Annotated in this window: 16 protein-coding genes and 1 pseudogene; 5 read left to right on the forward strand and 12 right to left on the reverse strand. The window is 73.6% G+C overall.

The features are described 5' to 3' along the window. Positions 1–23: 23 nt before the first annotated feature. The 3 genes and pseudogenes from ACIQ6R_RS29000 to ACIQ6R_RS29010 all read right to left on the reverse strand — a co-directional run bounded on the left by ACIQ6R_RS29000 (position 24) and on the right by ACIQ6R_RS29010 (position 2696). Positions 24–888 (reverse strand): annotated as a pseudogene (locus ACIQ6R_RS29000) (alpha/beta fold hydrolase). A gap of 42 nt (positions 889–930) precedes the next feature. Further along, positions 931–1329 carry a RidA family protein gene (locus ACIQ6R_RS29005; RefSeq protein ID WP_404181861.1) on the reverse strand — a complete coding sequence of 133 codons (399 nt, stop codon included), beginning with the start codon at positions 1327–1329 and terminating at the stop codon, positions 931–933. Next, complete coding sequence (locus ACIQ6R_RS29010; RefSeq protein ID WP_404224499.1) at positions 1326–2696, reverse strand: acyl-CoA dehydrogenase family protein; 1371 nt, start codon at positions 2694–2696, stop codon at positions 1326–1328. Before ACIQ6R_RS29010 ends, ACIQ6R_RS29005 begins: the two co-directional genes overlap by 4 nt. Positions 2697–2773: 77 nt before the next feature. Between ACIQ6R_RS29010 and ACIQ6R_RS29015 the strand changes: the two genes are divergently transcribed. The 3 genes from ACIQ6R_RS29015 to ACIQ6R_RS29025 all read left to right on the forward strand — a co-directional run bounded on the left by ACIQ6R_RS29015 (position 2774) and on the right by ACIQ6R_RS29025 (position 6328). Next, positions 2774–4480: an AMP-binding protein gene (locus ACIQ6R_RS29015; protein ID WP_404224717.1), complete on the forward strand. Its 1707-nt coding sequence runs from the start codon at positions 2774–2776 to the stop codon at positions 4478–4480. A gap of 28 nt (positions 4481–4508) precedes the next feature. After that, the gene (locus ACIQ6R_RS29020) at positions 4509–5354 is read left to right on the forward strand and encodes a PaaX family transcriptional regulator C-terminal domain-containing protein (protein ID WP_404224500.1); all 846 of its coding nucleotides are present in this window, start codon (positions 4509–4511) and stop codon (positions 5352–5354) included. Positions 5355–5437: 83 nt separating this feature from the next. Continuing rightward, the gene (locus ACIQ6R_RS29025; RefSeq protein ID WP_404181852.1) at positions 5438–6328 is read left to right on the forward strand and encodes a sulfotransferase family protein; all 891 of its coding nucleotides are present in this window, start codon (positions 5438–5440) and stop codon (positions 6326–6328) included. Here the strand turns inward: ACIQ6R_RS29025 and ACIQ6R_RS29030 are convergent. Together ACIQ6R_RS29030 and ACIQ6R_RS29035 are read right to left on the reverse strand one after the other, a co-directional pair. Then, positions 6316–8721, reverse strand: a complete 2406-nt coding sequence (locus ACIQ6R_RS29030; protein WP_404181849.1) for a bifunctional salicylyl-CoA 5-hydroxylase/oxidoreductase — start codon at positions 8719–8721, stop codon at positions 6316–6318. The genes ACIQ6R_RS29025 and ACIQ6R_RS29030 overlap by 13 nt on opposite strands. Before the next feature lie 4 nt (positions 8722–8725). Then, positions 8726–9553: an enoyl-CoA hydratase family protein gene (locus ACIQ6R_RS29035; protein ID WP_404181846.1), complete on the reverse strand. Its 828-nt coding sequence runs from the start codon at positions 9551–9553 to the stop codon at positions 8726–8728. Between the two features lie 341 nt (positions 9554–9894). Between ACIQ6R_RS29035 and ACIQ6R_RS29040 the strand changes: the two genes are divergently transcribed. Next, positions 9895–10335: an ATP-binding protein gene (locus tag ACIQ6R_RS29040; protein WP_404181843.1), complete on the forward strand. Its 441-nt coding sequence runs from the start codon at positions 9895–9897 to the stop codon at positions 10333–10335. Here ACIQ6R_RS29040 and ACIQ6R_RS29045 read toward each other — a convergent pair. The 7 genes from ACIQ6R_RS29045 to ACIQ6R_RS29075 form a co-directional block, all read right to left on the reverse strand. Continuing rightward, positions 10292–11734: an amino acid permease gene (locus tag ACIQ6R_RS29045; RefSeq protein ID WP_404224502.1), complete on the reverse strand. Its 1443-nt coding sequence runs from the start codon at positions 11732–11734 to the stop codon at positions 10292–10294. The two genes, ACIQ6R_RS29040 and ACIQ6R_RS29045, sit on opposite strands and share 44 nt — an antisense overlap. A gap of 106 nt (positions 11735–11840) precedes the next feature. Beyond that, the gene (gene argF, locus ACIQ6R_RS29050) at positions 11841–12848 is read right to left on the reverse strand and encodes an ornithine carbamoyltransferase (protein WP_404224503.1); all 1008 of its coding nucleotides are present in this window, start codon (positions 12846–12848) and stop codon (positions 11841–11843) included. Between the two features lie 100 nt (positions 12849–12948). Next, entirely contained in the window at positions 12949–14172 is a 1224-nt protein-coding gene (locus ACIQ6R_RS29055) for an arginine deiminase (RefSeq protein WP_404181834.1), read from the reverse strand. 64 nt (positions 14173–14236) lie between these two features. Then, a complete protein-coding gene (locus tag ACIQ6R_RS29060) occupies positions 14237–16537 on the reverse strand; it encodes an aKG-HExxH-type peptide beta-hydroxylase (protein WP_404224505.1) in 2301 nt (766 codons plus the stop codon). 106 nt (positions 16538–16643) lie between these two features. Then, the gene (locus ACIQ6R_RS29065) at positions 16644–16883 is read right to left on the reverse strand and encodes a hypothetical protein (RefSeq protein WP_404224507.1); all 240 of its coding nucleotides are present in this window, start codon (positions 16881–16883) and stop codon (positions 16644–16646) included. Between the two features lie 117 nt (positions 16884–17000). Beyond that, complete coding sequence (locus ACIQ6R_RS29070; RefSeq protein ID WP_404224509.1) at positions 17001–18116, reverse strand: caspase family protein; 1116 nt, start codon at positions 18114–18116, stop codon at positions 17001–17003. After that, the gene (locus ACIQ6R_RS29075; RefSeq protein WP_404224510.1) at positions 18113–19273 is read right to left on the reverse strand and encodes a hypothetical protein; all 1161 of its coding nucleotides are present in this window, start codon (positions 19271–19273) and stop codon (positions 18113–18115) included. The genes ACIQ6R_RS29070 and ACIQ6R_RS29075 overlap by 4 nt, the downstream gene beginning before the upstream one ends. Positions 19274–19451: 178 nt before the next feature. Here ACIQ6R_RS29075 and ACIQ6R_RS29080 point away from each other — a divergent pair, with 178 nt between their 5' ends. After that, on the forward strand, positions 19452–20771 hold the full coding sequence (locus ACIQ6R_RS29080; RefSeq protein WP_404224511.1) for a cation:proton antiporter: 1320 nt from the start codon (positions 19452–19454) through the stop codon (positions 20769–20771). Positions 20772–20881 lie beyond the last annotated feature (110 nt).

A 20881-nucleotide genomic window follows, 5' to 3' on the forward strand; every position in this document is an offset into this window, starting at 1 on the left:
CGGACCGCCCCGCCGGGCGCCGCTCAGCCCTTCTCGGCGATGAACTCCCGCAGCAGGGAGGCGAGCAGTTCCGGCTGGTCCTCGGCGATCAGCGTCCGGGCGTCCTCGACCTCCACCAGCCGTCCCTGCGGGAGTAGTTCGGCCAGGCGGCGGCCGTGGGCACGGGGCATCATCAGGTCCTCCAGGGCCCAGACGACGAGCGCCGGCCGGTCGAACCGCCGCAATCCCTGGGCGGCCTCCAGGAGTTCGTCGCGGCGGACGTGCGTGCCGTAGTGCCGGAAGTCGCGCCGGATCGCCGGGTCGGTGCGCAGCGGGCGCAGCCAGCCGTCGACGATCTCGTCCGGCACGGGCCGCTTGGTGAGGGCGCCGATGCCGACGGGCAGGCGGCGCAGCGGCTTCAGCCCCAGGGGGCGCACCAGCAGGGACACGCCGCCGGGCACCCGGCAGGCGGCGCCGATCATCTTCCCGGGCAGTCCGGGCGGGTAGTTGTCGAACGCCTCGCACGCCACGAGCGCCAGCCGCGCGAGGCGCTCCGGATGCCGCGCCGCCACCGTCTGGGCCCGTCCGCAGTCGTTCTCGACCAGGGTGACGTCTGTCAGGTCGAGGCGGTCGAGGAACTCCGCGACCAGTTCGTTGACGAGGTCCGGCGTGGGCGGCCGGGACATGGGCCGGCGGTGGGCGCCGTAGGGCAGGGTCGGCGCGATGACCCGGTGGTCGGCGCGCAGGTCGGCGAGGACCCCGCGCCAGACGGTCGCGATGGGGGCACCGCCCGCGCGAGCGAAGCCGAGCGTGGGGGAGGACGAGGCCGTGGAGGAGGACGACGACCGGGCCGTCACCGCCGGTGTCCTCGTACTCGATGGTTCCCGCGCTCAGTTCGATGTCCGGCATGGCGGAACTCTAGGGCGGGCACGGGATTTACGGCAGTGGGGCCTACGGCAGTACGGCGAATCCGTCGAGTTCCACCAACGCCCGTTCGTCCCACAGGCGTACGACCTCCACGACCGCCATCGCCGGGTAGTCGCGGCCCGCCAGCTCTCGCCAGGTGCGGCCGAGGTCGGCGGCGTGGGCGCGGTAGGCGGCGACGTCCGTGGCGTAGACGGTGACGCGGGCGAGGTCGGCGGGGGTGCCGCCGGCGGCGCGCAGGGCGGTCAGGAGGTTGGTGAGGGCCAGTTCGAACTGGGCGTGGAGGGTGTCTCCCGTGACCTTGCCTTCGGTGTCGAGGGCGGTCTGGCCGGCCAGGAACACGACGCGGGTGCCGGTGGCGACGACGGCGTGGGAGAAGCCGGTGGGCGGGGAGAGTTCGGGCGGGTTCACCCGTTCGGCGGTCATGTCCCGGCCTCCTTCGTCGTCGCGTCCAGCGTTCGGTACAACTCCTTGGCGATGATGCCGCGTTGGACCTCGCTCGCGCCCTCGTAGACGCGGGGGGCGCGCACCTCGCGGTAGAGGTGTTCGAGGAGGTGGCCGCGGCGCAGGGCGCGGGCGCCGTGCAGTTGGACGGCCTGGTCGACGACGTACTGGGCGGTCTCGGTGGCGAGGAGTTTCGCCATCGCGGCGCGCCGCGGGACGTCCGGTGCGCCCTCGTCGTACGCCGTCGCCGCCGCGTACACCATCAGGCGGGCCGCCTCGGTGCGCAGGGCCATCTCGGCGACCTGGTGGGAGACGGTCTGGAGGTCGCGCAGCTTGCCCCCGAAGGCGTCGCGGGCCGTGGTGTGCGCGAGGGTGGCGTCCAGGGCGGCCTGTGCCATGCCGACCGCGAAGGCGCCGACGCTGGGCCGGAACAGGTTGAGGGTGTCCATGGCGACCCGGAAGCCGCGGTCCGGCTCGCCGAGCACGTCGTCCGCGGTGACGGGCACGCCGTCGAAGGCGAGGGCGCCGATGGGGTGCGGGGAGAGCATGTCGAGGGGGGTGCCGGTGAGGCCGGGACGGTCGGCGGGCACGAGGAAGGCGGTGACGCCGCGGGCGCCGGCGCCCGGAGTGGTACGGGCGAAGACGGTGTAGAAGTCGGCCTCGGGGGCGTTGGAGATCCAGCACTTCTCACCGGTGAGCCGCCATGCGGCGGAGCCGTCGCGGTCGGCGGCCAGAGGTCCGGGAGCCCGGGAGGCGCCCGGCCGAACGCCGGGCTGTGGCGGCTGCCCGGCGGACCCGGCGGAGGGCCGCGCCGCGTCCGGGGCCGGTGGATTCGGCTCACCGCCGTGCCCGGCGACTCCCGATGACCCGCCGTGCCCGGCGCCACCCGACACCCCGCGGCGCCCCGCGTCACCCGACGCCCCGCCGGCAGCCCGCCCCGTGTCCGGTTCCGCGCTCAGCCTCAGCGCCGCCGCGTCCGAGCCGGCGTCGGGCTCGCTGAGGGCGAAGGCGGCCACCGCGCTGCCGTCGCTCACCCGGGGCAGCCAGTGGGCGCGCTGGGCCTCGGTGCCGTGGGCGTGCACCGGGTGGGCGCCGAGGCCCTGGAGGGCGAGGGCGGTCTCGGCCTCGGTGCAGGCGTGGGCGAGGGACTCCCGCATCAGGCACAGGTCGAGCGCGCCCGAGGTGAACAGGCGGGGCAGCAGGCCGAGGGCGCCGAGTTCGGCGAGGAGGGCGCGGTCGACGCGGCCCGGTTCGCTCTTCCCGGCCAACGGGCGCAGCCGTTCGGCGGCGAGGGCGCGCAGCTCGGCGCACCAGGCGAGTTGTGCCGGTTCGAGCGAGAATGCGGTCATCGCCGGTCCCTTCCCCTGCTCCCCTGCCCGGCTCCCGTGCCCGCTGGGCCACGCTCAAGGTTATCGCGCACCGTTGACTGTCGTCACCAACACGATACGCTCGTTGCGCGAGCCCACCACGACAAAGGGGGCGAACCGCCATGGCAGATCCGCACCGCGCGGACCCGCACCGTTCCGCCCACGTCGACACCTTCGCGCGCGAGCACCTCCCTCCCCCGGACCAGTGGCCGGAGCTCCGCTTCGACCTGCCGGAACTGCGCTACCCCGCCCGGCTGAACTGCGCCGCCGAGCTGCTCACCGGCCCGCCCGACGACCGCCCGGTCTTCCGCACCGCGTCCGGCGGCGACTGGACCTACGGGCAGCTGCGGGCCCGCGTCGACCGGCTCGCCCATCTCCTCACCGGCGACCTCGGCGTCGTCCCGGGCAACCGGGTGCTGCTGCGCGGCCCCACCACCCCGTGGCTGGCCGCCTGCTGGCTGGCGGTGCTGAAGGCGGGCGCGGTGGCGGTCACCGTGCTGGCCCAGCAGCGCCCGCACGAGCTGCGCGCCATCTGCGAGATCGCCCGGGTGCGCCACGCCCTGTGCGACGTCCGGGCCGTGGACGACCTCGCCAAGGCGGAGATTCCAGGGCTGCGGATCACCGCGTACGGCGGGGACGCGCCCGACGACCTGCTGACCCGCGCGGAAGACGGCACGGCGCCGGACGCCCCGTACACGGCCGTGGACACCGCGGCCGACGACGTGGCGCTGATCGCCTTCACCTCGGGCACCACCGGGCGCCCCAAGGGCTGCATGCACTTCCACCGCGACGTGCTGGCGATCGCCGACACGTTCTCCCGGCATGTCCTCAAGCCGCACGCCGACGACCTCTTCGCGGGCAGTCCGCCGCTCGGCTTCACCTTCGGGCTCGGCGGACTGGTGGTCTTCCCGATGCGGGCCGGGGCGAGCGCGTTGCTGCTCGAACAGGCGGGTCCCAGGCAGCTGTTGCCGGCCGTCGCCGAGCACCGGGTGTCGGTGCTGTTCACCGCGCCGACGGCGTACCGCGCGATGCTCGACGAGCTGGACGCGTACGACGTGACATGCCTGCGCCGCTGCGTCTCGGCGGGCGAGAACCTGCCCGCGGCCACCTGGCGGGCCTGGCACGAGCGCACCGGCCTCTCCATCATCAACGGCATCGGCGCCACCGAGCTGCTGCACATCTTCGTCTCCGCGGCCGACGGGGACATCCGGCCCGGCACGACGGGTGTTCCGGTGCCGGGGTGGCACGCGCGCGTGCAGGACGAGAACGGCGCGCCGGTGGCCGACGGGGAGCCCGGGCTGCTGGCGGTGCGCGGACCGGTGGGCTGCCGGTATCTCGCCGATCCGCGGCAGCGGGAGTACGTGCGCGGTGGCTGGAACATCACCGGGGACACCTACGTCCGCGAGCCCGACGGGTACTTCCGGTACGTGGCCCGCGCCGACGACATGATCATCTCCGCCGGGTACAACATCGCCGGACCGGAGGTGGAGGACGCGCTGCTGCGGCACCCGGACGTGGTGGAGGCGGCCGTGGTGGGCCGGCCCGACGCGCACCGCGGACAGGTCGTGGTGGCCCACGCCGTGCTGAAAGAGGGCGCCGAGCGGGACGCCGACGCGCTGCGCGCGTTCCTCCGCGCCGAGCTGGCGCCGTACAAGTGCCCGCGCGAGATCGTCTTCCTGGAGGCGCTGCCGCGCACGGCGACGGGCAAGCTCCAGCGTTACCGGCTCCTGACCCCACCCGATCGTCCCGGGGGCGACCAGGGGTAAAGCCGAGGACATAAGCCGAGGACATAAGATGATCAACGTGTCCGACCAGCACGCGCAGCACGCCCCGAGATCCCTGATCGTCACGCTCTACGGCGCGTACGGCCGTTTCGCGCCGGGCCCGGTGCCCGTCGCCGAGCTGATCCGGCTGCTGGCCGCGGTCGGGGTGGACGCCCCCTCCGTGCGCTCGTCGGTGTCCCGGCTGAAGCGGCGCGGGCTGCTCCTGCCCGCCCGTACCGCCGAGGGTGCCGCCGGGTACGAGATCTCCACCGAGGCACGGCAGTTGCTGGAGGACGGCGACCGGCGCATCTACGCCACGGCACCCTACGAGGACGAGGGCTGGGTGCTCGCCGTGTTCTCCGTGCCCGAGTCGGAGCGGCAGAAGCGGCACGTGCTGCGCTCCCGCCTGGCCGGCCTCGGCTTCGGCACCGCGGCCCCCGGCGTGTGGATCGCCCCGGCCCGCCTGTACGAGGAGACCCGGCACGCGCTGAGCCGCCTGGGCCTGGACTCCTACGTGGACTTCTTCCGCGGTGAGCACCTGGGCTTCACGCCGACCGCCGAGGCGGCGGCGCGCTGGTGGGACCTGGCCGCGATCGCCAAGGAGCACGAGGCGTTCCTCGACCGCCACGCGCGCGTGCTGCACGACTGGGAACGCCGGACCGACACCCCGCCCGAGGACGCCTACCGCGACTACCTCCTCGCCCTGGACTCCTGGCGCCACCTGCCCTACGCCGACCCGGGGCTGCCCGACCGGCTGCTGCCCGAGGACTGGCCGGGCAGGCGCTCGGCGGCCGTCTTCCGGGCCCTGCACGAGCGGCTGCGCGACGCGGGCGCGGCCTACGCGGCGCCCGGGGCGCCCACGAACCCCGGCGAGTGACTCACATCACACTTGTCCGCGATCAGGGAACCCTCAGCCTCCTCAGACCCTCTTCTCAGGTTTCTCACCTACCGTGCGGACCCATGAGTCTCGCGCGCAACTTGAACCGGGCCCTCACCGCCACCACCGGCCTCCAGGTACGGAGAGCGCCCCGGGCGGCGAAGGGGAAGAGGTCCGCCCCGCCGGAACCCGCGGAGCGGCCCACGGTCACGTACCGATGTCCGTCGGCCGGGGAACTGGCGACCGAACGGCTGCTGCGGCAGCCCGTCTTCATCATCTCGTCCATCCGCTCCGGCTCCACCCTGCTGCGCATGATGCTGGGCGCCCACCCCCGGCTGCACGCCCCGCACGAGCTGCACATCGGCCGGCTGGAGGTCACCTGCACCAACTGGTTCTCCGAGCGCGCGATGGGCGCCCTCGGTCTGGAGCGAGGTGACCTGGAGCACCTCCTGTGGGACCGCGTGATGCACCGTGAACTGGTCAAGGCGGGCAAGGACTTCATCGTGGAGAAGACCCCGGCCAACGCGTACATGTACCGGCGCCTCAAGGACGCCTGGCCCGACGCGCGCTTCGTCTTCCTGCTGCGCCACCCCGAGTCGATCGCCCGTTCCTGGCACGAGACCGACCCCGTCAAACGGCCGCTCGACACCGCCGTCACCGACGTACTGCGCTACATGACGGCCGTCGAGGAGGCCCGCACCGCCGACCCGGACGGCTTCGCCGTGCGCTACGAGGACATCACCGCCGACCCCGAACGGGAGATGCGCCGCCTGTGCGCGTTCCTCGGCGTCGACTACGCGCCGGCGATGCTGAACTACGGCAGGAGGACCGGCCGCGAACTGGTCCGCGGGCTCGGCGACTGGCGCGACAACATCCGCACCGGCACCGTGCAGCCGGGGCGCGCGCTGCCGAAGGAGGACGAGATCCCCGAGCGGCTGCGCGCGATGTGCGCGGCCTGGGGCTACACGTCCTGACGCGGGCCGTGCAGCGTGAGCCGGGGTTTGGGGACGTCGGTGCGGCCGGTCACCGGGCGGCGGCTGCCCGCCCGGTACGGCGCGGGCCACACGACACCCGGCCCCGCGTAGCCCTGCTCGGCCGCCGCGTGCAGCGTCCAGTGCGGATCGTAGAGGTGGGGCCGGGCGAGTGCGCACAGGTCGGTGCGGCCGGCCAGGATCAGCGAGTTGACGTCGTCCCAGGAGGAGATCGCGCCCACGGCGATCACCGGAACGCCCGCCTCGTGCCGGATACGGTCCGCGAACGGCGTCTGATAGGACCGCCCGAACTCCGGCCGTTCCTCGGCCACGACCTGCCCCGTGGACACGTCGACGGCGTCGGCGCCGTGCGCCGCGAAGGCGCGGGCGATCCGCACGGCCTCCTCGGCGCTCGTACCGCCCTCGGCCCAGTCGGTGGCGGAGACGCGGACCGTCATCGGCCGCTCCCGGGGCCACACACCGCGTACGGCGTCGAAGACCTCCAGCGGGAAGCGGAGCCGCTTCTCCAGTGAGCCGCCGTAGGCGTCGGTGCGGAGGTTGGTGAGCGGGGAGAGGAAGCCGGAGAGCAGATAGCCGTGGGCGCAGTGCAGTTCGAGCAGGTCGAAACCGGCCCGGGCGGCCCGGACCGCGGCTGCCGTGAACTGCTCCCGGAGGTCCGTCAGCCGCGCCCGGGACAGCTCGCGCGGAATCTGGCCGCCGGGCTTGTACGGCAGCGGGGAGGCGGCGACGAGGGGCCAGTTGCCGTCGGGGAGCGGTTCGTCCATGCCCTCCCACATCAGCCTGGTCGACCCCTTGCGGCCGCTGTGCCCGAGCTGCACGCCGATCGCGGTGCCGGGCGCCTGCGCGTGCACGAAGTCCGTGATCCGCTTCCACGCCTCGGCCTGCCGTCCGGTGTACAGGCCCGCGCAGCCGGGGGTGATGCGGCCCTCCTCGCTGACGCACACCATCTCGGTCATCACCAGCCCGGCGCCCCCGAGGGCCCTGGCCCCCAGGTGGACCAGGTGGAAGTCGCCGGGCACGCCGTCGGTGGCCGAGTACATGTCCATCGGGGAGACGACGACGCGGTTGCGCAGGGTCAGGCCGCGCAGCCGGAACGGGGTGAACATCGGGGGGGTGCCGGGCGGGCAGCCGAACTCGCGCTCGACGGAGCCGGTGAAGCGGGCGTCGCGCAGCCGCAGGTTCTCGTGGGTGACGCGGCGGCTCCGGGTGAGCAGGTTGAAGGCGAACTGGCGGGGCGGCTGTCCCAGGTACCGGGAGATGTCCTCGAACCACTCCAGGCTGGCCCGGGCCGCCCGCTGGGTGGAGGCGACGACGGGGCGCCGCTCCGCCTCGTAGGCGGCGAGTGCCTCGGGGAGCGACGGCCGCTCCTCCAGGCAGGCGGCGAGCGCGAGGGCGTCCTCCACGGCGAGCTTGGTGCCGGAGCCGATGGAGAAGTGGGCGGTGTGGGCGGCGTCGCCGATCAGGACGGTGTTGCCGTGCGACCAGCGTTCGTTGACCACCGTGCGGAAGGTGGTCCAGGCCGACTTGTTGGACCGCAGCGGCCGGCCGCCGAGGGCGTCGGCGAAGATCTTGGCGCAGCGGGCGGTGGATTCGGCTTCGTCCAGTGCGTCGAAGCCGGCCGCCCGCCAGACCTCCTCGCGCATCTCCACGATGACGGTCGAGGCGTCGGCCGCGTACGGATAGCCGTGCAGCTGCATCACGCCGTGTTCGGTCTCGGCGATCTCGAAGCGGAAGGCGTCGAAGGCGAAGTCGGCGGCCAGCCAGACGTAGCGGCAGCGGTGGCCGGTGAGGGTGGGCCGGAACGCGTCGCGGTAGGCCTCGCGGGTGGCGCTGTGCACCCCGTCGGCCGCGACGACGAGGTCGTAGGCCTCCGCGAGCCGGGCCGGGTCCGGGGCCTCGGCGCGGAAGCGCAGCTCGACGCCGAGGGCGTGGCAGCGCTCGTGCAGGATCTCCAGGAGGCGGTGGCGGCCGAGGGCGGCGAAGCCGTGCCCTCCGGAGGTGTGGCGGGTGCCTCGGTGGACGATGTGGATGTCGTCCCAGCGGACGAAGTCGGCCCGCAGGGCCGCGTAGACCGCCGGGTCGGCGTGTTCGATGCCGCCCAGGGTCTCGTCGGAGAGGACGACGCCGAAGCCGAAGGTGTCGTCGGGGGCGTTGCGTTCCCAGACGGTGACCTGGCGGTCGGGGTCGAGGCGTTTGAGGAGGGCGGCGGTGTAGAGGCCGCCGGGGCCGCCGCCGATGATCGCCGCGTTCAGGGGGTGGCTTGTCCTCGCGTGCGGCTGCGGCGCCGTTGTGGTGGCTCGCGCCCCGCGGCGGAGCCGCTGATCGACACCGCCCCGCGCCCCTGGGTCGGCTGCACTTGCCCGGGTCGAGAGCATCCGCCTACCTCCCTCGCCATTTCGGGGGGCGCTTCTCCGTGAAGGCGGCGTGGAATTCCGCGTAGTCCTCGCCGTTCATCAGGAGGGCCTGGGTCGCGGCGTCCAGTTCCACCGCTGCCGCCAGCGGCATGTCCAGTTCCGCGGTGAGGAGGGCCTTCGTCTGGGCGTACGCCAGGGCCGGGCCGTCGGCCAGGCGGCGGGCCAGGGCGTGGGCGGCCTCGTCGGCGCGGCCCTCGTCGGTCAACTCGCTGATCAGGCCGATCCGCTCGGCCTCGGGCGCCCGGACCGGTTCGCCGAGCATCAGCAGCCGGGTGGCGTGGCCGAGGCCGACGACGCGGGGCAGCAGATAGGCGGCGCCCATGTCGCCGCCGGACAGGCCGACGCGGGTGAAGAGGAAGGCGAAGCGGGCGGACGGGTCGGCGACCCGGAAGTCGGCGGCCAGGGCGAGGACCGCGCCCGCCCCGGCCGCGACGCCGTGCAGGGCCGCGATCACCGGGAACGGGCACTCCCGTACCGCCCGCACCACCTGGCCCGTCATCCGGTTGAAGTCCAGGAGCTGGGCGGTGTCCATGGACAGGGTGGCGCCGATGATCTCGTCGACGTCACCGCCGGAGCAGAAGCCGCGTCCCTCGCCGGCCAGCACCAGGGCGCGTACGGATCTCGACCGCGACAGCTCGGCGAGGAGGTCGCGCAGGTCGGCGTAGGCCTCGAAGGTCAGCGCGTTGAGCTTGTCGGGGCGGGCGAGGGTGACGGTGGCGACGCCGTCGGTGAGATCGACGCGCAGGTGCCGCCAGTCGGGGGTGGGGGCGGCGGAGCCGGTGAAGGGACTCATGACGGGCGGCCTCCTAGGGCGGGCACGGCCTCGGCCTCACTGAGCGCTACGTCTGGCTGCATGTCGATACGACTCGAAGCTATCACCTCTTCGTGACTGTCGTCACGAGTGCGCGATAGCCGGGTCCGCCGGAAGTCACCGGACGTCAATAGCGCGGTAACAGCGGGAGCATCCGTGCGGGGGACGGCGTTCACCTGGGTAGGCAGCCCGGTATCGGCAGCCCGGTACCGGGGCCGAAGGTCCCGCGAGGTGCCCGTCGAACGGCTCTGCCGGGCGGCGCCGTACCATTCCTAAGGTTGAAAGCAGGACAGGACGACAGCCTGCTCCGGAACGGACCAGCCGTGCACGATCGCTCCCATGCCCCCGCCTCCTGGCGCATCGCACTGCCGCACTCCGCCGCGGCCGTGCCGGTGGCCCGTGCCCTGGTCCGTACGGCGCTGGCCGAGCTGGAGCACACGGCCGACGGCGACACCGCGGAGCTGCTCACGGCGGAGCTGGTCGCCAACGCCGTCGAGCACACCGCCGGCGGGTCGCCGATCGAGCTGGTGGTGGAGCTGATGCCGACCGGCTGCCAGGTCGAGGTGCACGACCCGGACCCGGTACCGCCCGGCGACCTCACCCTGCCCGGCGTGGAGCCGCCCGACCCCTGGCAGGAGCACGGGCGCGGTCTCCTGCTGATCCGCGCCCTGAGCTCGTCCTGCGGCCACCGGCCCACCGGGTCCGGCAAGGCCGTCTGGTTCAGACTTCCCGCGGTACCCGCTCAGCGTCGCTCTCCGGAGTGACCTCCGCCCGGGCGAGGCGGGAGTGGCGGCGCCCGTAGGCGGTGTACACCAGCAGGCCCACCGCGAGGAACACCGCGAACTGGAGCCAGGTCGCCGCGCCCGTCTCGTAGATCAGGTACAGGCAGAAACCGACCCCGAGCAGCGGCGTCACCGGGTAGAGCGGCACCCGGAAGGTGCGGGCGAGGCCCGGCTCGCGGCGGCGCAGCGCGATCACGGAGACGTTGACGGCGGCCATGGTGGCGAGGGTGCCGATGGTGCACAGGTTGACCACCGCGTCCAGCGGGGCGAAGGCGGCCGGGAGGGCGAAGACCACGCCGACGATGAGCGTGCCGGCGACGGGGGTCGCGGTGCGCGGTGAGACCTTCTCGAAGACGCGGGGGATCAGGCCGTCGCGGGACATGGACATCAGGATGCGGGTCTGGCCGTACATCACGGCGAGCACCACCGAGGCGATGGCGACGACCGCGCCGAAGGCGACCACGCCGCCACCGACCGTGGAGCCGGTGACCTCGTTGACGACGTACGACAGCGCGGCGGGCCGGTCGCCGACCGCGTCACCGCCGACGGCGCCGATCGCGGCGACGGCGACCGCGCAGTAGAGCAGGGTGACCAGGCCGATGCAGACCAGGATGGCGATGGGGATGTCCCGGCGCGGGTTCTTGGCCTCCTCACCGGCGGTGGTGATCGCGTCGAAGCCGATGTACGAGAAGAAGGCGGCGGTGGTGCCGGCGCCGATGCCGCCGAGACCGGCCGGGGAGAACGGGCTGAGGTTGCCGTCCTTGAAGGCGTAGAAGCCGACGGCGCAGAAGGCGATCAGGACGGCCAGTTTGAGGACCGCCATCGCGGCCGTGGCCCGGGCGCTCTCCCGCACGCCGCGCACCAGCAGCACACAGGCCAGGGCGATGACGATCACCGCGGGCAGGTTGACCGCCCCGCCGTCGCCGGGACCCGCGGAGAGCGCGTGCGGCAGCTGGATACCGAGGACGCTGTCGAGCAGTTCGTTGACGTACTGACTCCAGCCGACCGCGACCGCGGAGACGGACACGCCGTACTCCAGGAGCAGGCACCAGCCGACCAGGAAGGCGGTCCGCTCGCCGAGTCCGGCGTAGGCGAAGGAGTACGAGGAGCCGGAGACCGGGATCGCGCCGCCCAGCTCGGCGAAGGCGAACGCGGTGAACACGCAGGTGATCGCGGCGAGGATGAAGGAGACGACGACGGCGGGGCCGGCTTCGGCGACCGAGTCGGACAGGCCGACGAAGATGCCGGTGCCGACGATCGCGCCGACGCCGAAGCAGACGAGCTGGAACAGTCCCATGGTGCGCTTCAGGCCATGGCCTTCGCGGTCGGCGCCGGATTCGGCGACGAGGAGGTGGGGGGACTTGATGCGGGAAGCGGGCATTGCGGGTGGTGCTCGTTTCTGGTGGTGCGGGGGGCGCGACGGTGGTCGCGGCCGACGGCACCGGAAGGGGTGGCTCCGGGGCCGCCGGTCAGAATAGCCGGGCTGGTCAGGCCAGCGTGGCGACCAGGACCGCCTTGATGGTGTGCAGCCGGTTCTCCGCCTCGTCGAAGACGACCGAGTGCGCGGACTCGAAGACCTCGTCCGTGACCTCCAGGGAGTCGAGCCCGTGGGCCTCGAAGATCTCCTGGCCGACCTTGGTGCCCAGGTCGTGGAAGGCGGGCAGGCAGTGCAGGAACTTCACGTCCGGGTTGCCGGTGGCGCGCAGGACGTCCATGGTCACCGCGTACGGGGCGAGGGACTTGATCCGCTCGTCCCAGACCTCCTTGGGCTCACCCATGGAGACCCAGACGTCGGTGACGACGAAGTCGGCGCCGCTTACGCCCTCGTCCAGGGTCTCGGTGAGCGTGATGCGCGCCCCGCTCGACTCGGCGAGCGTCTTCGCCCGGTCGACGACCTCCTGGGCGGGCCAGTAGGACTTCGGGGCGACGATGCGTACGTCCATGCCGAGCAGGGCGCCGGTGACCAGGTAGGAGTTGCCCATGTTGAAGCGGGCGTCGCCGAGGTAGGCGAAGGTGATCCCGGTGAGGGGCCGGTCACTGTGCTCGGTCATGGTCAGCACGTCGGCGAGCATCTGGGTGGGGTGCCAGTCGTCGGTCAGGCCGTTGTAGACGGGGACGCCGGCGTAGGCCGCCAGTTCCTCGACCTTCTGCTGGCTGTCGCCGCGGTACTCGATGCCGTCGAACATGCGCCCCAGCACGCGCGCGGTGTCCTTCACGGACTCCTTGTGACCGATCTGCGAGCCGGCGGGGTCGAGGTACGTCGTCGAGGCACCCTGGTCGGCGGCGGCGACCTCGAACGCGCAGCGGGTGCGCGTCGAGGTCTTCTCGAAGATCAGCGCGATGTTCCTGCCCTGGAGATACCGTGTCTCGGTCCCGGCCTTCTTCGCCGCCTTCAGCTCCGCGGCCAGCTCGACCAGGCCGCGGAACTCGTCCGCGGTGAAGTCGGTCTCCTTGAGGAAATGGCGGCCGGCGAGGGCGGTCGGGACTGTCGCCATGGGGGCGCTCCAGAGGTACGGGTCGGGGACTGACTGTTGGAAGTCTATACGAACTTCTGAATTTATATACAGCCCGCTGGGCAGTCCGCTGTGCTGCCCGCTATACCGGCTCCCGCTCCACCGGGCAGCTCATGCAGCGCGGGCCGCCCCGGCCCCGCCCCAGCTCACTGCCCGGGATCTCGATCACCTCGATGCCCTGTTTGCGCAGGTGGGTGTTGGTGGTGGCGTTCCGCTCGTAGGCGACGACGACGCCCGGCTCGACGGCCAGGACGTTGCAGCCGTCGTCCCACTGCTCGCGTTCGGCGGCGTGGACGTCCTGGGTGGCCGTCAGGACCCGGATCTCCCCACGGCCGAGCGCGGCGGCGATCGCGCGGTGCATGTGCTCCGGCGGATGGTCGGTGACCTTCAGGTCCTTCTCCCCCGCGCCCGGCTCGATCGTGTACGAGCGGAGCATGCCGAGCCCGGCGTACTGCGTGAAGGTGTCGCCGTCCACCATGGTCATCACGGTGTCCAGATGCATGACGGCCCGCCGCTTGGGCATGTCGAGGGCCACGATCGTGCGCGCGGAGCCCGCCGCGAACAGTTTGTGGGCGAGCATCTCGACGGCCTGCGGCGTGGTGCGCTCGCTCATGCCGATGAGTACCGCGCCGTTGCCGATGACGAGGACGTCGCCGCCCTCGATGGTGGAGGGGTAGTCGGCCTGTCCCTCGGACCACAGGTGGAACGTCTCGTCGCGGAACAGCGGATGGTGCCGGTAGATCGCCTCGAAGTGGACCGTCTCGCGCTGCCGGGCGGGCCAGCGCATGGCGTTGATGGAGACGCCGTCGTAGATCCAGGCCGAGGTGTCCCGGGTGAAGAGGTGGTTGGGCAGCGGACCGAGCAGGAAGTCGTCCAGCTCCATGGCGTGGAAGCGCACGGAGGTCGGCTCCGGGTGCGCGTCGAGGAACTCCCGCTTGGTCATGCCGCCGACCAGGGCCTCGGCGAGTTCACCGGCGGGCAGGGTCTCGAAGGCGGCCCGGAGATGGTCCGTGGCCAGCACTCCGTACTCCTTCTCGTCGAAGACCCGGTCCAGGACGAGCCGCCGGGCCGCCGGGACGTCGAGGGTCTCGGTGAGCAGGTCGCCGAAGAGGTGCACGGCCACTCCGCGGTCGCGGAGCACGTCGGCGAACCCGTCGTGCTCGGCGCGCGCCCGGCGCACCCACAGCACGTCGTCGAAGAGAAGGGCGTCCTTGTTGCTCGGGGTGAGCCTTTTGAGCTCGAGATCCGGCCGGTGCAGGATGACGCGGGTGAGCCGCCCGGCTTCGGAATCGACTGTGAATCCCATGCCTCCATCCTGACCATTCGGGCGCCTGTTCACCCCCTGCTCGGGCAGACCCGTGCGCCCGGGTTCAGCCGCCGGGCCGCGGCTGGAGCAGTTCCGGGCGGGCGAGCGGACGGCGGGTGGCGTGGCCCGGGTCCAGGGCCGCGCGGGCGACGATCCAGCCGGACAGCGCCCGGGGGTCGGCCGGGTCACGGGCGAGATCCTCGGCGTAGCCGTCCAGCGCGGTGGCCGGGTCACCGGCGGCGAGGTGCTCGTCGGGGGTACGGGGTGCGGCGGGGCGGGTGGCGAAGGCGTGGGTACGGGGGTCGGGCCAGAAGCCGCGGTCCGGGCGGAACCGGAGGACGCCGTCCGGCCCGGCCGACGCGGCTACGTTGCGCAGCCGCCACTGGGTGCGGTGCAGGGAGGCGGCGGTACGCGCCCGGAACAGGGCGGCCGGGTCGACGGGGACGCGCAGCCAGCCGTCCAGGGTCCGCGCGAGGCCCTCGACGAGACGGTGTCCCGGCGCGGTGAGCCGGGCACTGGTCAGCAGGGTCCGCACGACCAGCCGGCTCTGCAGCCGGCGCAGCGCGAAGTGGTAGGCGGCGGCCTCGGCGTGCTCCGGCTCGGCCAGCCGGTCCCGCCAGAAGCCGGTGACGCCGGTGAAGGCGTACGCGCCGTGCAGCAGCCCGGTGAGGTGGCGCGGGTCCGCGCGCCAGGGGGCGTAGAAGCGCTCCTCCCGGTCGTCGTCGAGGAGGGGGAAGAGGTGGAGGAGTGCGGCGAGCTTGCTGTGCTGGAACTCGTGGACCAGGGTCTCGGCGAGGGCGAGCGGGGATCCGGGACGGGATATCAGCATGGCGCCGAAGGAGTCGCCGCTGGAGGCGGAGACGGCGACGGCCGCTGGAGCGGGCGGGGTGAGGGCGGTACGACCGCAGGGCACGACGGCGCGTATCAGCGCCGGGTCGAGCCGCCCCGGACCCTGGCCGCCGCCCGCCCGGGCGAGTATCCCGACGGCGCCGTCGAAGACCCGCTGCCACTCCGCCGCCTCGTCGTCGTCGAGCCGGCCGGGCGGGACCGGGTCGTCGAGGTCGCGGTAGGGATCGAGGTCGTCGAGCGGTATGGCCACGGGGCCGGCGGGGGTGGCGTGGGTGAGTGTGCGCAGGGGGAGCCAGGGGATGGGCGTGGGGGCGGCTGCGGGAGCGGGGGTGGCTGCGGGGACCGCTGTGGAGGCGGGGGTGGCTGCGGGCGCCGCCGTGGAGACCGGGGTGGCTGTGGAGACGGGGGTGGCTGCGGAGGCTGCATCCGAGGCGGGGGTGGCTCCGGGAACTGCTCCCGAGCCAGGCACGGGGTCGACGACGACCGCTCCCGAGGCAGACGCGCCCGCAGACGCCGTAGCCGAGCCGGTCTTGCGGCTGGCGACCGCACCCGAGCCGGGGGTGGGGCCGGCGACCGCCCACGAGACGGACACGCCCGCGGACGCCGCACCCGAGGCAGACGCGCCTGCGAAGGAGGGCGCCGCTCCGGAAGCGGGCGCCGATGCGGAAGCGGGCGCTCCCGAGGCGGGCGCCGCTCCGGAAGCGGCTGCGCCTACCGAGGCAGGCAGCGTTGGGGGGCCGGGCCTGTATCCGTCCCGAATGGGGCCGGCCGGCCGCATGCCCGGCCTGGGTCCCGCCGGCCGGGGTTCGGTCGGCCGGGGACCCTCCCCCCGGGGTCCCGCCGGCCCGGGCCCCTGCGCCCGAGAGCCCTCCACCCGAGGTATTTCCGCCCGGGTTCCCTCACCCCGAAGCCCCCCTGCCCCCCACCCGTCCGCCGGTGCCGTCGTCGGGCGGCACGTCACGGTGGGGCGGGTGCCGTCGTGGCCCGGTGGGCCGGTGAGGGTCAGTTCGCCCGCTCTCGTCGTCGCCCGTGCGACGGTCGGACCCGATGGCGTGGCCGGGACGTGGAGCAGGCCCAGGTGCGGCAGTTGGAGACCGCCGTCGGCCAGGGGGACCGTGAGGGACGTGTCCGTACCGGCGTGCAGGGCCGCGGTGATCGCCAGGACGTTCAGCCGGCCGGCCTCCACCCACAACGGCGGCCCGGTGGCGGTGCCGTGCACCCGGCGCAGCATGTGGGCGATCCAGCCACCGGTCGTCGGGGCGAGCAGCAGCCGGTCGACCGCCTCGGGCGCCCGCTCGGCGGCCCCCTTGAACGTGGCCCAGGCGTCGGCGACCGGTGTGAGGGGCGTGGGCAGTTCCGCGAGCCGGTCCAGCAGCGTCCGCAGCAGGAGCAGCCGCCGCGCCCGCTCCCCCCGTTCCAGGAAGGCGACGGCCTCCGCGGAACCGCCTCCGGCGGCCAGTTCCGCGAAGAGCCGGTCGGGCACGCGGAACGGGGCGGGGCGCGGCTCGCTGGTCATGGGCGGGGACCTCCGGTCGGGGGCGGGCATGCGGGGGCCCCGGCGGGCGCGTGGCCTCGTCGGGGCTCCGTCGTCGGGGCGGCTCTGTCCTCGGGTGCGGCGGCGGCTATTCGGCCCGGGCGCCGCCCCCGCCGCCCTCGCCGCCGCCTCTGATGCTGCCGCGTGCGCGCAGGACCTCTTCGAGAAGGCGGGCGGTGGGGCGGAGCGGCGTGAGGCCGTCCACAGCGGTCAGGGGCAGCGCCGCGACGTCCGCCAGATCCGACTCCCAGACATCGGTACGCCCGAGGGCGACCTGCCGTTCTCGGGTGGCGGCTTCGGCATGGCGCAGAGCGGGCGGCTGGTCCAAGATGCTCCCCCTTCTCGCACGGTGGCACTCGATGCCCCGTGTCCTTTCCATCATGGCCATTGCGACCCATGTCGAAAACCGTACGATCACGCCACCCGATCTTCCCCGGGTGCGCGGTCACCTCTTACGGTCGCCCAACTCCCGTAGCGCGGCAGCGAGTTCTTCTCCTCTTTCCGGGTCGTCGTCGACGGACACCACGGCGTCGAACAGTTCCCACAATGCCTGCGGGCTGCGCCGGGCGAGCCCGTTGAGGATGTTGGTCGCGTCCGTACGCGCCTTGGTGTGGCGGGGCAGTATTCCGGTGACGCGTGGGTCGAGCGTGGCGACCACCGTCTGCCGCTCGGCCGGGTCGCTCATCAGCGGATAGGCGAGGAGGGCGTCCACGGCCCGCAGCAGCGGGGAGACCTGCCGTTCGCGGCCGTTCGGCGCCGCCGGGGCGAGGATCTCGGTGCGTTCGGGGCTCTGCAGCCGGATCTCGGGATACTGCAGAGTACGACCCGCGTCCCTGAGGGCAGCGATACGCGCTCGTACGGCCGGAAACAGTTCCTCCGCATCGGGCGGGGCCGGCAGTACGGCCGCCCGGTCGGCCAGCAGGGCGAGCAGGACGTCGGAGAACAGGCCCGTGGCACGCACCGGGTCGTTGGCGGCGGCGCGGCCCCGTCCGGCGGCCCGGAGCAGGGTCTGCCGGTGTGCGGTGCTGCGCCGCCCCACGGGCAGCGCGTCCGGTGGCAGCGGCTCCCGGAAGGCGAGCGCCTCCTCGAAGGTCTCGCAGGCGTCCACGATCCACAGCTGGTCGGCGAAACCGGACACGGCGTCCCCGGCGTACCGTTCGAGCGCGGAGTCCAGGTCGATGCCGAGCTTGTCGTCGGTGGTGGCGTCCGCGCAGAACAGCCGCAGGTGCCCGGACCGGTCGAGGACGCCGTGGCCGCCCCACCAGACCCAGAGCACATCGCCCCGGGCGACGGAGAGTTCACGGACGAGCACCCGGCGCAGCGTGGCGTGGTCGGCGGGCGCGTACGGCACTTCGGGGACGTACGGCGCCAACGGAGCCAGGTGCAGCCGGATGTTGGCCTCCGGTACTCCGGCGGCGCGCAGCAGGCGGTAAAAGCGGACGGCGTCCCGGGCGGGCCCGGGCAGGTCCCAGCCGGTACCGGCGTCATAGGCCTCGACGCCGACGACGAGCGCGTGCACGCGCGCCGGGTCCACGCCCGGGGCGGGGAGCGGGCCGGTCACGGGAGCCGGTCCACGATGTGCCGGTACACGGCCGGGTCGGTCCAGTAGGCGCTGTGTGCGGCCGGGAACGGCTGACGGCTGTCGACCGCGATGTCGGTGACGCGGCCGGGGAACAGGTCGCCGCCCAGGTAGCCGAGCAGGTCGCGGGGGTCGTACAGGTTCAGCCAGTCGGGGAAGTGGGCCGGCAGGGGTGCGGGGTGTTCGAGGGAGGGCAGGGACCCGGACTCGTACAGGAACGGTCCCTGGGAGCCGGCGGTGACCAGCAGCCGGACCTGGGGCAGCGGAGTGAGGATCAGGGTGTCCAGGGCGATGATGCCGCCGAGGCTGTGGGCGACGATCGCGACGGGCGGCGGCAGCCCGGCCAGCAGGGTGCGCAGTCCCGCGCGGACCGCCTCGCCGCGGCTGAGGTAGCGCAGGACGTCTCCGGCGGCCGGGTGGGCGGCTTCGGTGAGGGCGCGGCGACGGCGTACGACGGCCCGGGAGGCGGCCGAGCCCGCGACCCTCAGTGCCAGCGAGCGCACGCCCCGTTCCGTGCCCGGAGCCGGTGCGCCGAGGGCGCGGGCGAGCCGGTCGGTGACGGCGTCCCGGGTCGCGCCGACCGGCACGAGGGGTGCGTCGGAGTCGAGGGCGCCGGCGATGACCTGGGCGGTCAGGCTGCGGGCGACGAGGCCGGGAAGGCCGTCCGGGTGGAGGGCGGCGGCCGCGGCACCGAGCAGCGGGTGGGCGGCCAGGTCGGTGGCGGCGCGGGCCAGTCCGGGGCCCAGGTCGGCCGCCGGTGCGTCGCCCTCGGCGGCGAGCGCGGCCAGCCGTGCCCGGATCCGCTGGTCCGGTGGCGGGGAGCCCGGTGGCAGTTCGGCCGCGGGGGCGGATCCGGCGGCGGCGAGGGCGAGTTCGGCGTACGGGTCGACGTAGAGGGCGGCCCAGAGGGCCGTGTCGTCGTCGGCGTCCGGTGCGGCGGGGCCCCGGCTGGTGCCGGTGGCCGGCGGGAGGCTCGCTCCGCCGGCGGCGAGCGTGGCCCCGTGCTCGCCGCCCCAGTAGTACGGCACGACGCGCAGTCCATCGCGCAGGGCCGTCACTCCGGCGGAGAAGCGCCCCGCGAGCGCAGAGAAGCCCGGTTCGCGAACGCCTGTGCCGTGGATGAAGACGACCGCCGTCATGTGCCCCCCGTGACCCTGGTGAAAGTTCGTGTACGACTTTCGATGCTCCGTCACATCGCTTCTATTCTAGGAACGTTGGAGCTCGATCGCGGCGGACGATCCGAACCCGGAGCCGCCGGACAGCGGACCGTCGAACGGGCCTGCCACCGGGCGGCCACCGGACCAGCGGGGAGACACCATGAGCCCGGACGCGGTGATCACGCACTTCGTGGGTGCCTCGGCTCTCGTCCTGGTGGTCGCCCACGCGGGCGGCTGGCTGGCCCGTCGGCTGAAACAGCCGTACATCGTGGGTCAGCTGTCGGCGGGCATCGCGCTCGGCCCCTCCCTGCTCGGAGCGCTGGCACCGGACGCGTACGCGTCGCTGTTCCCGCAGGAGATCGGCCCGGCGCTGACCGGCTTCGCACAGTTCGCTCTGGTGGTCTTCCTGTTCGCGGTGGGCTACGAACTGGACCTGAAGATCCTCGGTGACCGTGCCCGCACCTCGCTGACCGTGGCGCTGGCCTCGTTCGTGGTGCCGATGGCCGTGGGCTGCGGGGGCGCGCTGCTGTTCCGGGAGCAGTTGCACGGCCTGGGCATGCCGCGGGACCCGTCCACCGCGATGGTGGTGTTCGCCGGGATCGCCCTGTCGATAACGGCGGTGCCCGTGCTGACGGCCATCGTGCGGGAGAACGAGCTGTCCCGGTCCGTGCCGGGTGTGGTGGCGGTCTCCGCGGCCGGGGTGCTGGACGCGGTCTGCTGGACGGTGCTCGCCGCGGCGCTGATGGACGGCGGCGGCTCGGGGACGGCGTTGGACTGGCCGTGGCGGGTGGCGCTCGCCGTCGGCTTCGTCACCGTGATGGCGGTCGCCGCCCGGCCGGTGCTGCGCCGGCTGCTGTGGCGGACGCGGCTGGAGCCCTCACTGCGGCTGGCGCTGCTGATCGGCTTCGCCCTCGGGTCGGCGTGGGTCACGCACTCCCTCGGACTGCACGTGATCTTCGGTGCGCTGCTCGCCGGGGTGGTGGTCCCGCGCGAGGAGGGTGGCACGCTCGACCCCGACCTGCTGCGGCCGCTGCACGACGTCAGCTCGCTGCTGCTGCCCTTCTTCTTCGTGATCTCGGGTCAGTCCGTGGCGCTCAACAGCATGGACGGCACGGGCTGGACCGTGCTGCTGGTGGTGACCGTGCTCGCCGTCACGACGAAGGTCGGCAGCGGGACCCTCGCGGCCCGGCTCGGCGGTCTGGACCGGCACGACGCGCGGACCGTCGGCGTACTGCTCAGCGCGCGCGGCCTCACCGAGCTGATCGCCCTCAACGCGGGCCTCCAGGCGGGCCTGCTGAGCGCCCAGCTCTACACGGTGCTCGTCTTCATGGCCCTCGCCACGACCCTGTTCACCCAGCCGCTCCTGCTCCTCACCCGTCGCCTGGCCGAACGGGACCGGGCGTCACGGCCCTCCCCCGGCCCCACGGCGCCCCCGCCCTCCCAGGACGGGACGACGACGGCATCGGCGGACGTGGGCTAGGAGGCGCCGTTCGCACCCTGCCAGGGTCGCGGGGCCTGGCGACGGACCGTGCCGCCGACGCCGGGACCGCACGCCGGTCCGCACCGATGAGGTGCCGTGACTCCGACAGG

Origin of the sequence: Streptomyces sp. NPDC096048 (assembly GCF_044763415.1) — a bacterium.
Taxonomy (GTDB): domain Bacteria; phylum Actinomycetota; class Actinomycetes; order Streptomycetales; family Streptomycetaceae; genus Streptomyces.

What these genes read in the sequence shown, in the direction of transcription:
- ACIQ6R_RS29020 (WP_404224500.1), top strand. Translation starts at nt 4,509, where the DNA reads ATGATCAACGTGTCCGACCAGCACGCGCAGCACGCCCCGAGATCCCTG.
- ACIQ6R_RS29045 (WP_404224502.1), bottom strand. Translation starts at nt 11,734, where the DNA reads ATGCCCGCTTCCCGCATCAAGTCCCCCCACCTCCTCGTCGCCGAATCC.
- ACIQ6R_RS29010 (WP_404224499.1), bottom strand. Translation starts at nt 2,696, where the DNA reads ATGACCGCATTCTCGCTCGAACCGGCACAACTCGCCTGGTGCGCCGAG.
- ACIQ6R_RS29075 (WP_404224510.1), bottom strand. Translation starts at nt 19,273, where the DNA reads ATGACGGCGGTCGTCTTCATCCACGGCACAGGCGTTCGCGAACCGGGC.
- ACIQ6R_RS29060 (WP_404224505.1), bottom strand. Translation starts at nt 16,537, where the DNA reads ATGACCAGCGAGCCGCGCCCCGCCCCGTTCCGCGTGCCCGACCGGCTC.
- argF (WP_404224503.1), bottom strand. Translation starts at nt 12,848, where the DNA reads ATGGCGACAGTCCCGACCGCCCTCGCCGGCCGCCATTTCCTCAAGGAG.
- ACIQ6R_RS29080 (WP_404224511.1), top strand. Translation starts at nt 19,452, where the DNA reads ATGAGCCCGGACGCGGTGATCACGCACTTCGTGGGTGCCTCGGCTCTC.
- ACIQ6R_RS29035 (WP_404181846.1), bottom strand. Translation starts at nt 9,553, where the DNA reads ATGAGTCCCTTCACCGGCTCCGCCGCCCCCACCCCCGACTGGCGGCAC.
- ACIQ6R_RS29055 (WP_404181834.1), bottom strand. Translation starts at nt 14,172, where the DNA reads ATGGGATTCACAGTCGATTCCGAAGCCGGGCGGCTCACCCGCGTCATC.
- ACIQ6R_RS29005 (WP_404181861.1), bottom strand. Translation starts at nt 1,329, where the DNA reads ATGACCGCCGAACGGGTGAACCCGCCCGAACTCTCCCCGCCCACCGGC.
- ACIQ6R_RS29030 (WP_404181849.1), bottom strand. Translation starts at nt 8,721, where the DNA reads ATGCTCTCGACCCGGGCAAGTGCAGCCGACCCAGGGGCGCGGGGCGGT.
- ACIQ6R_RS29025 (WP_404181852.1), top strand. Translation starts at nt 5,438, where the DNA reads ATGAGTCTCGCGCGCAACTTGAACCGGGCCCTCACCGCCACCACCGGC.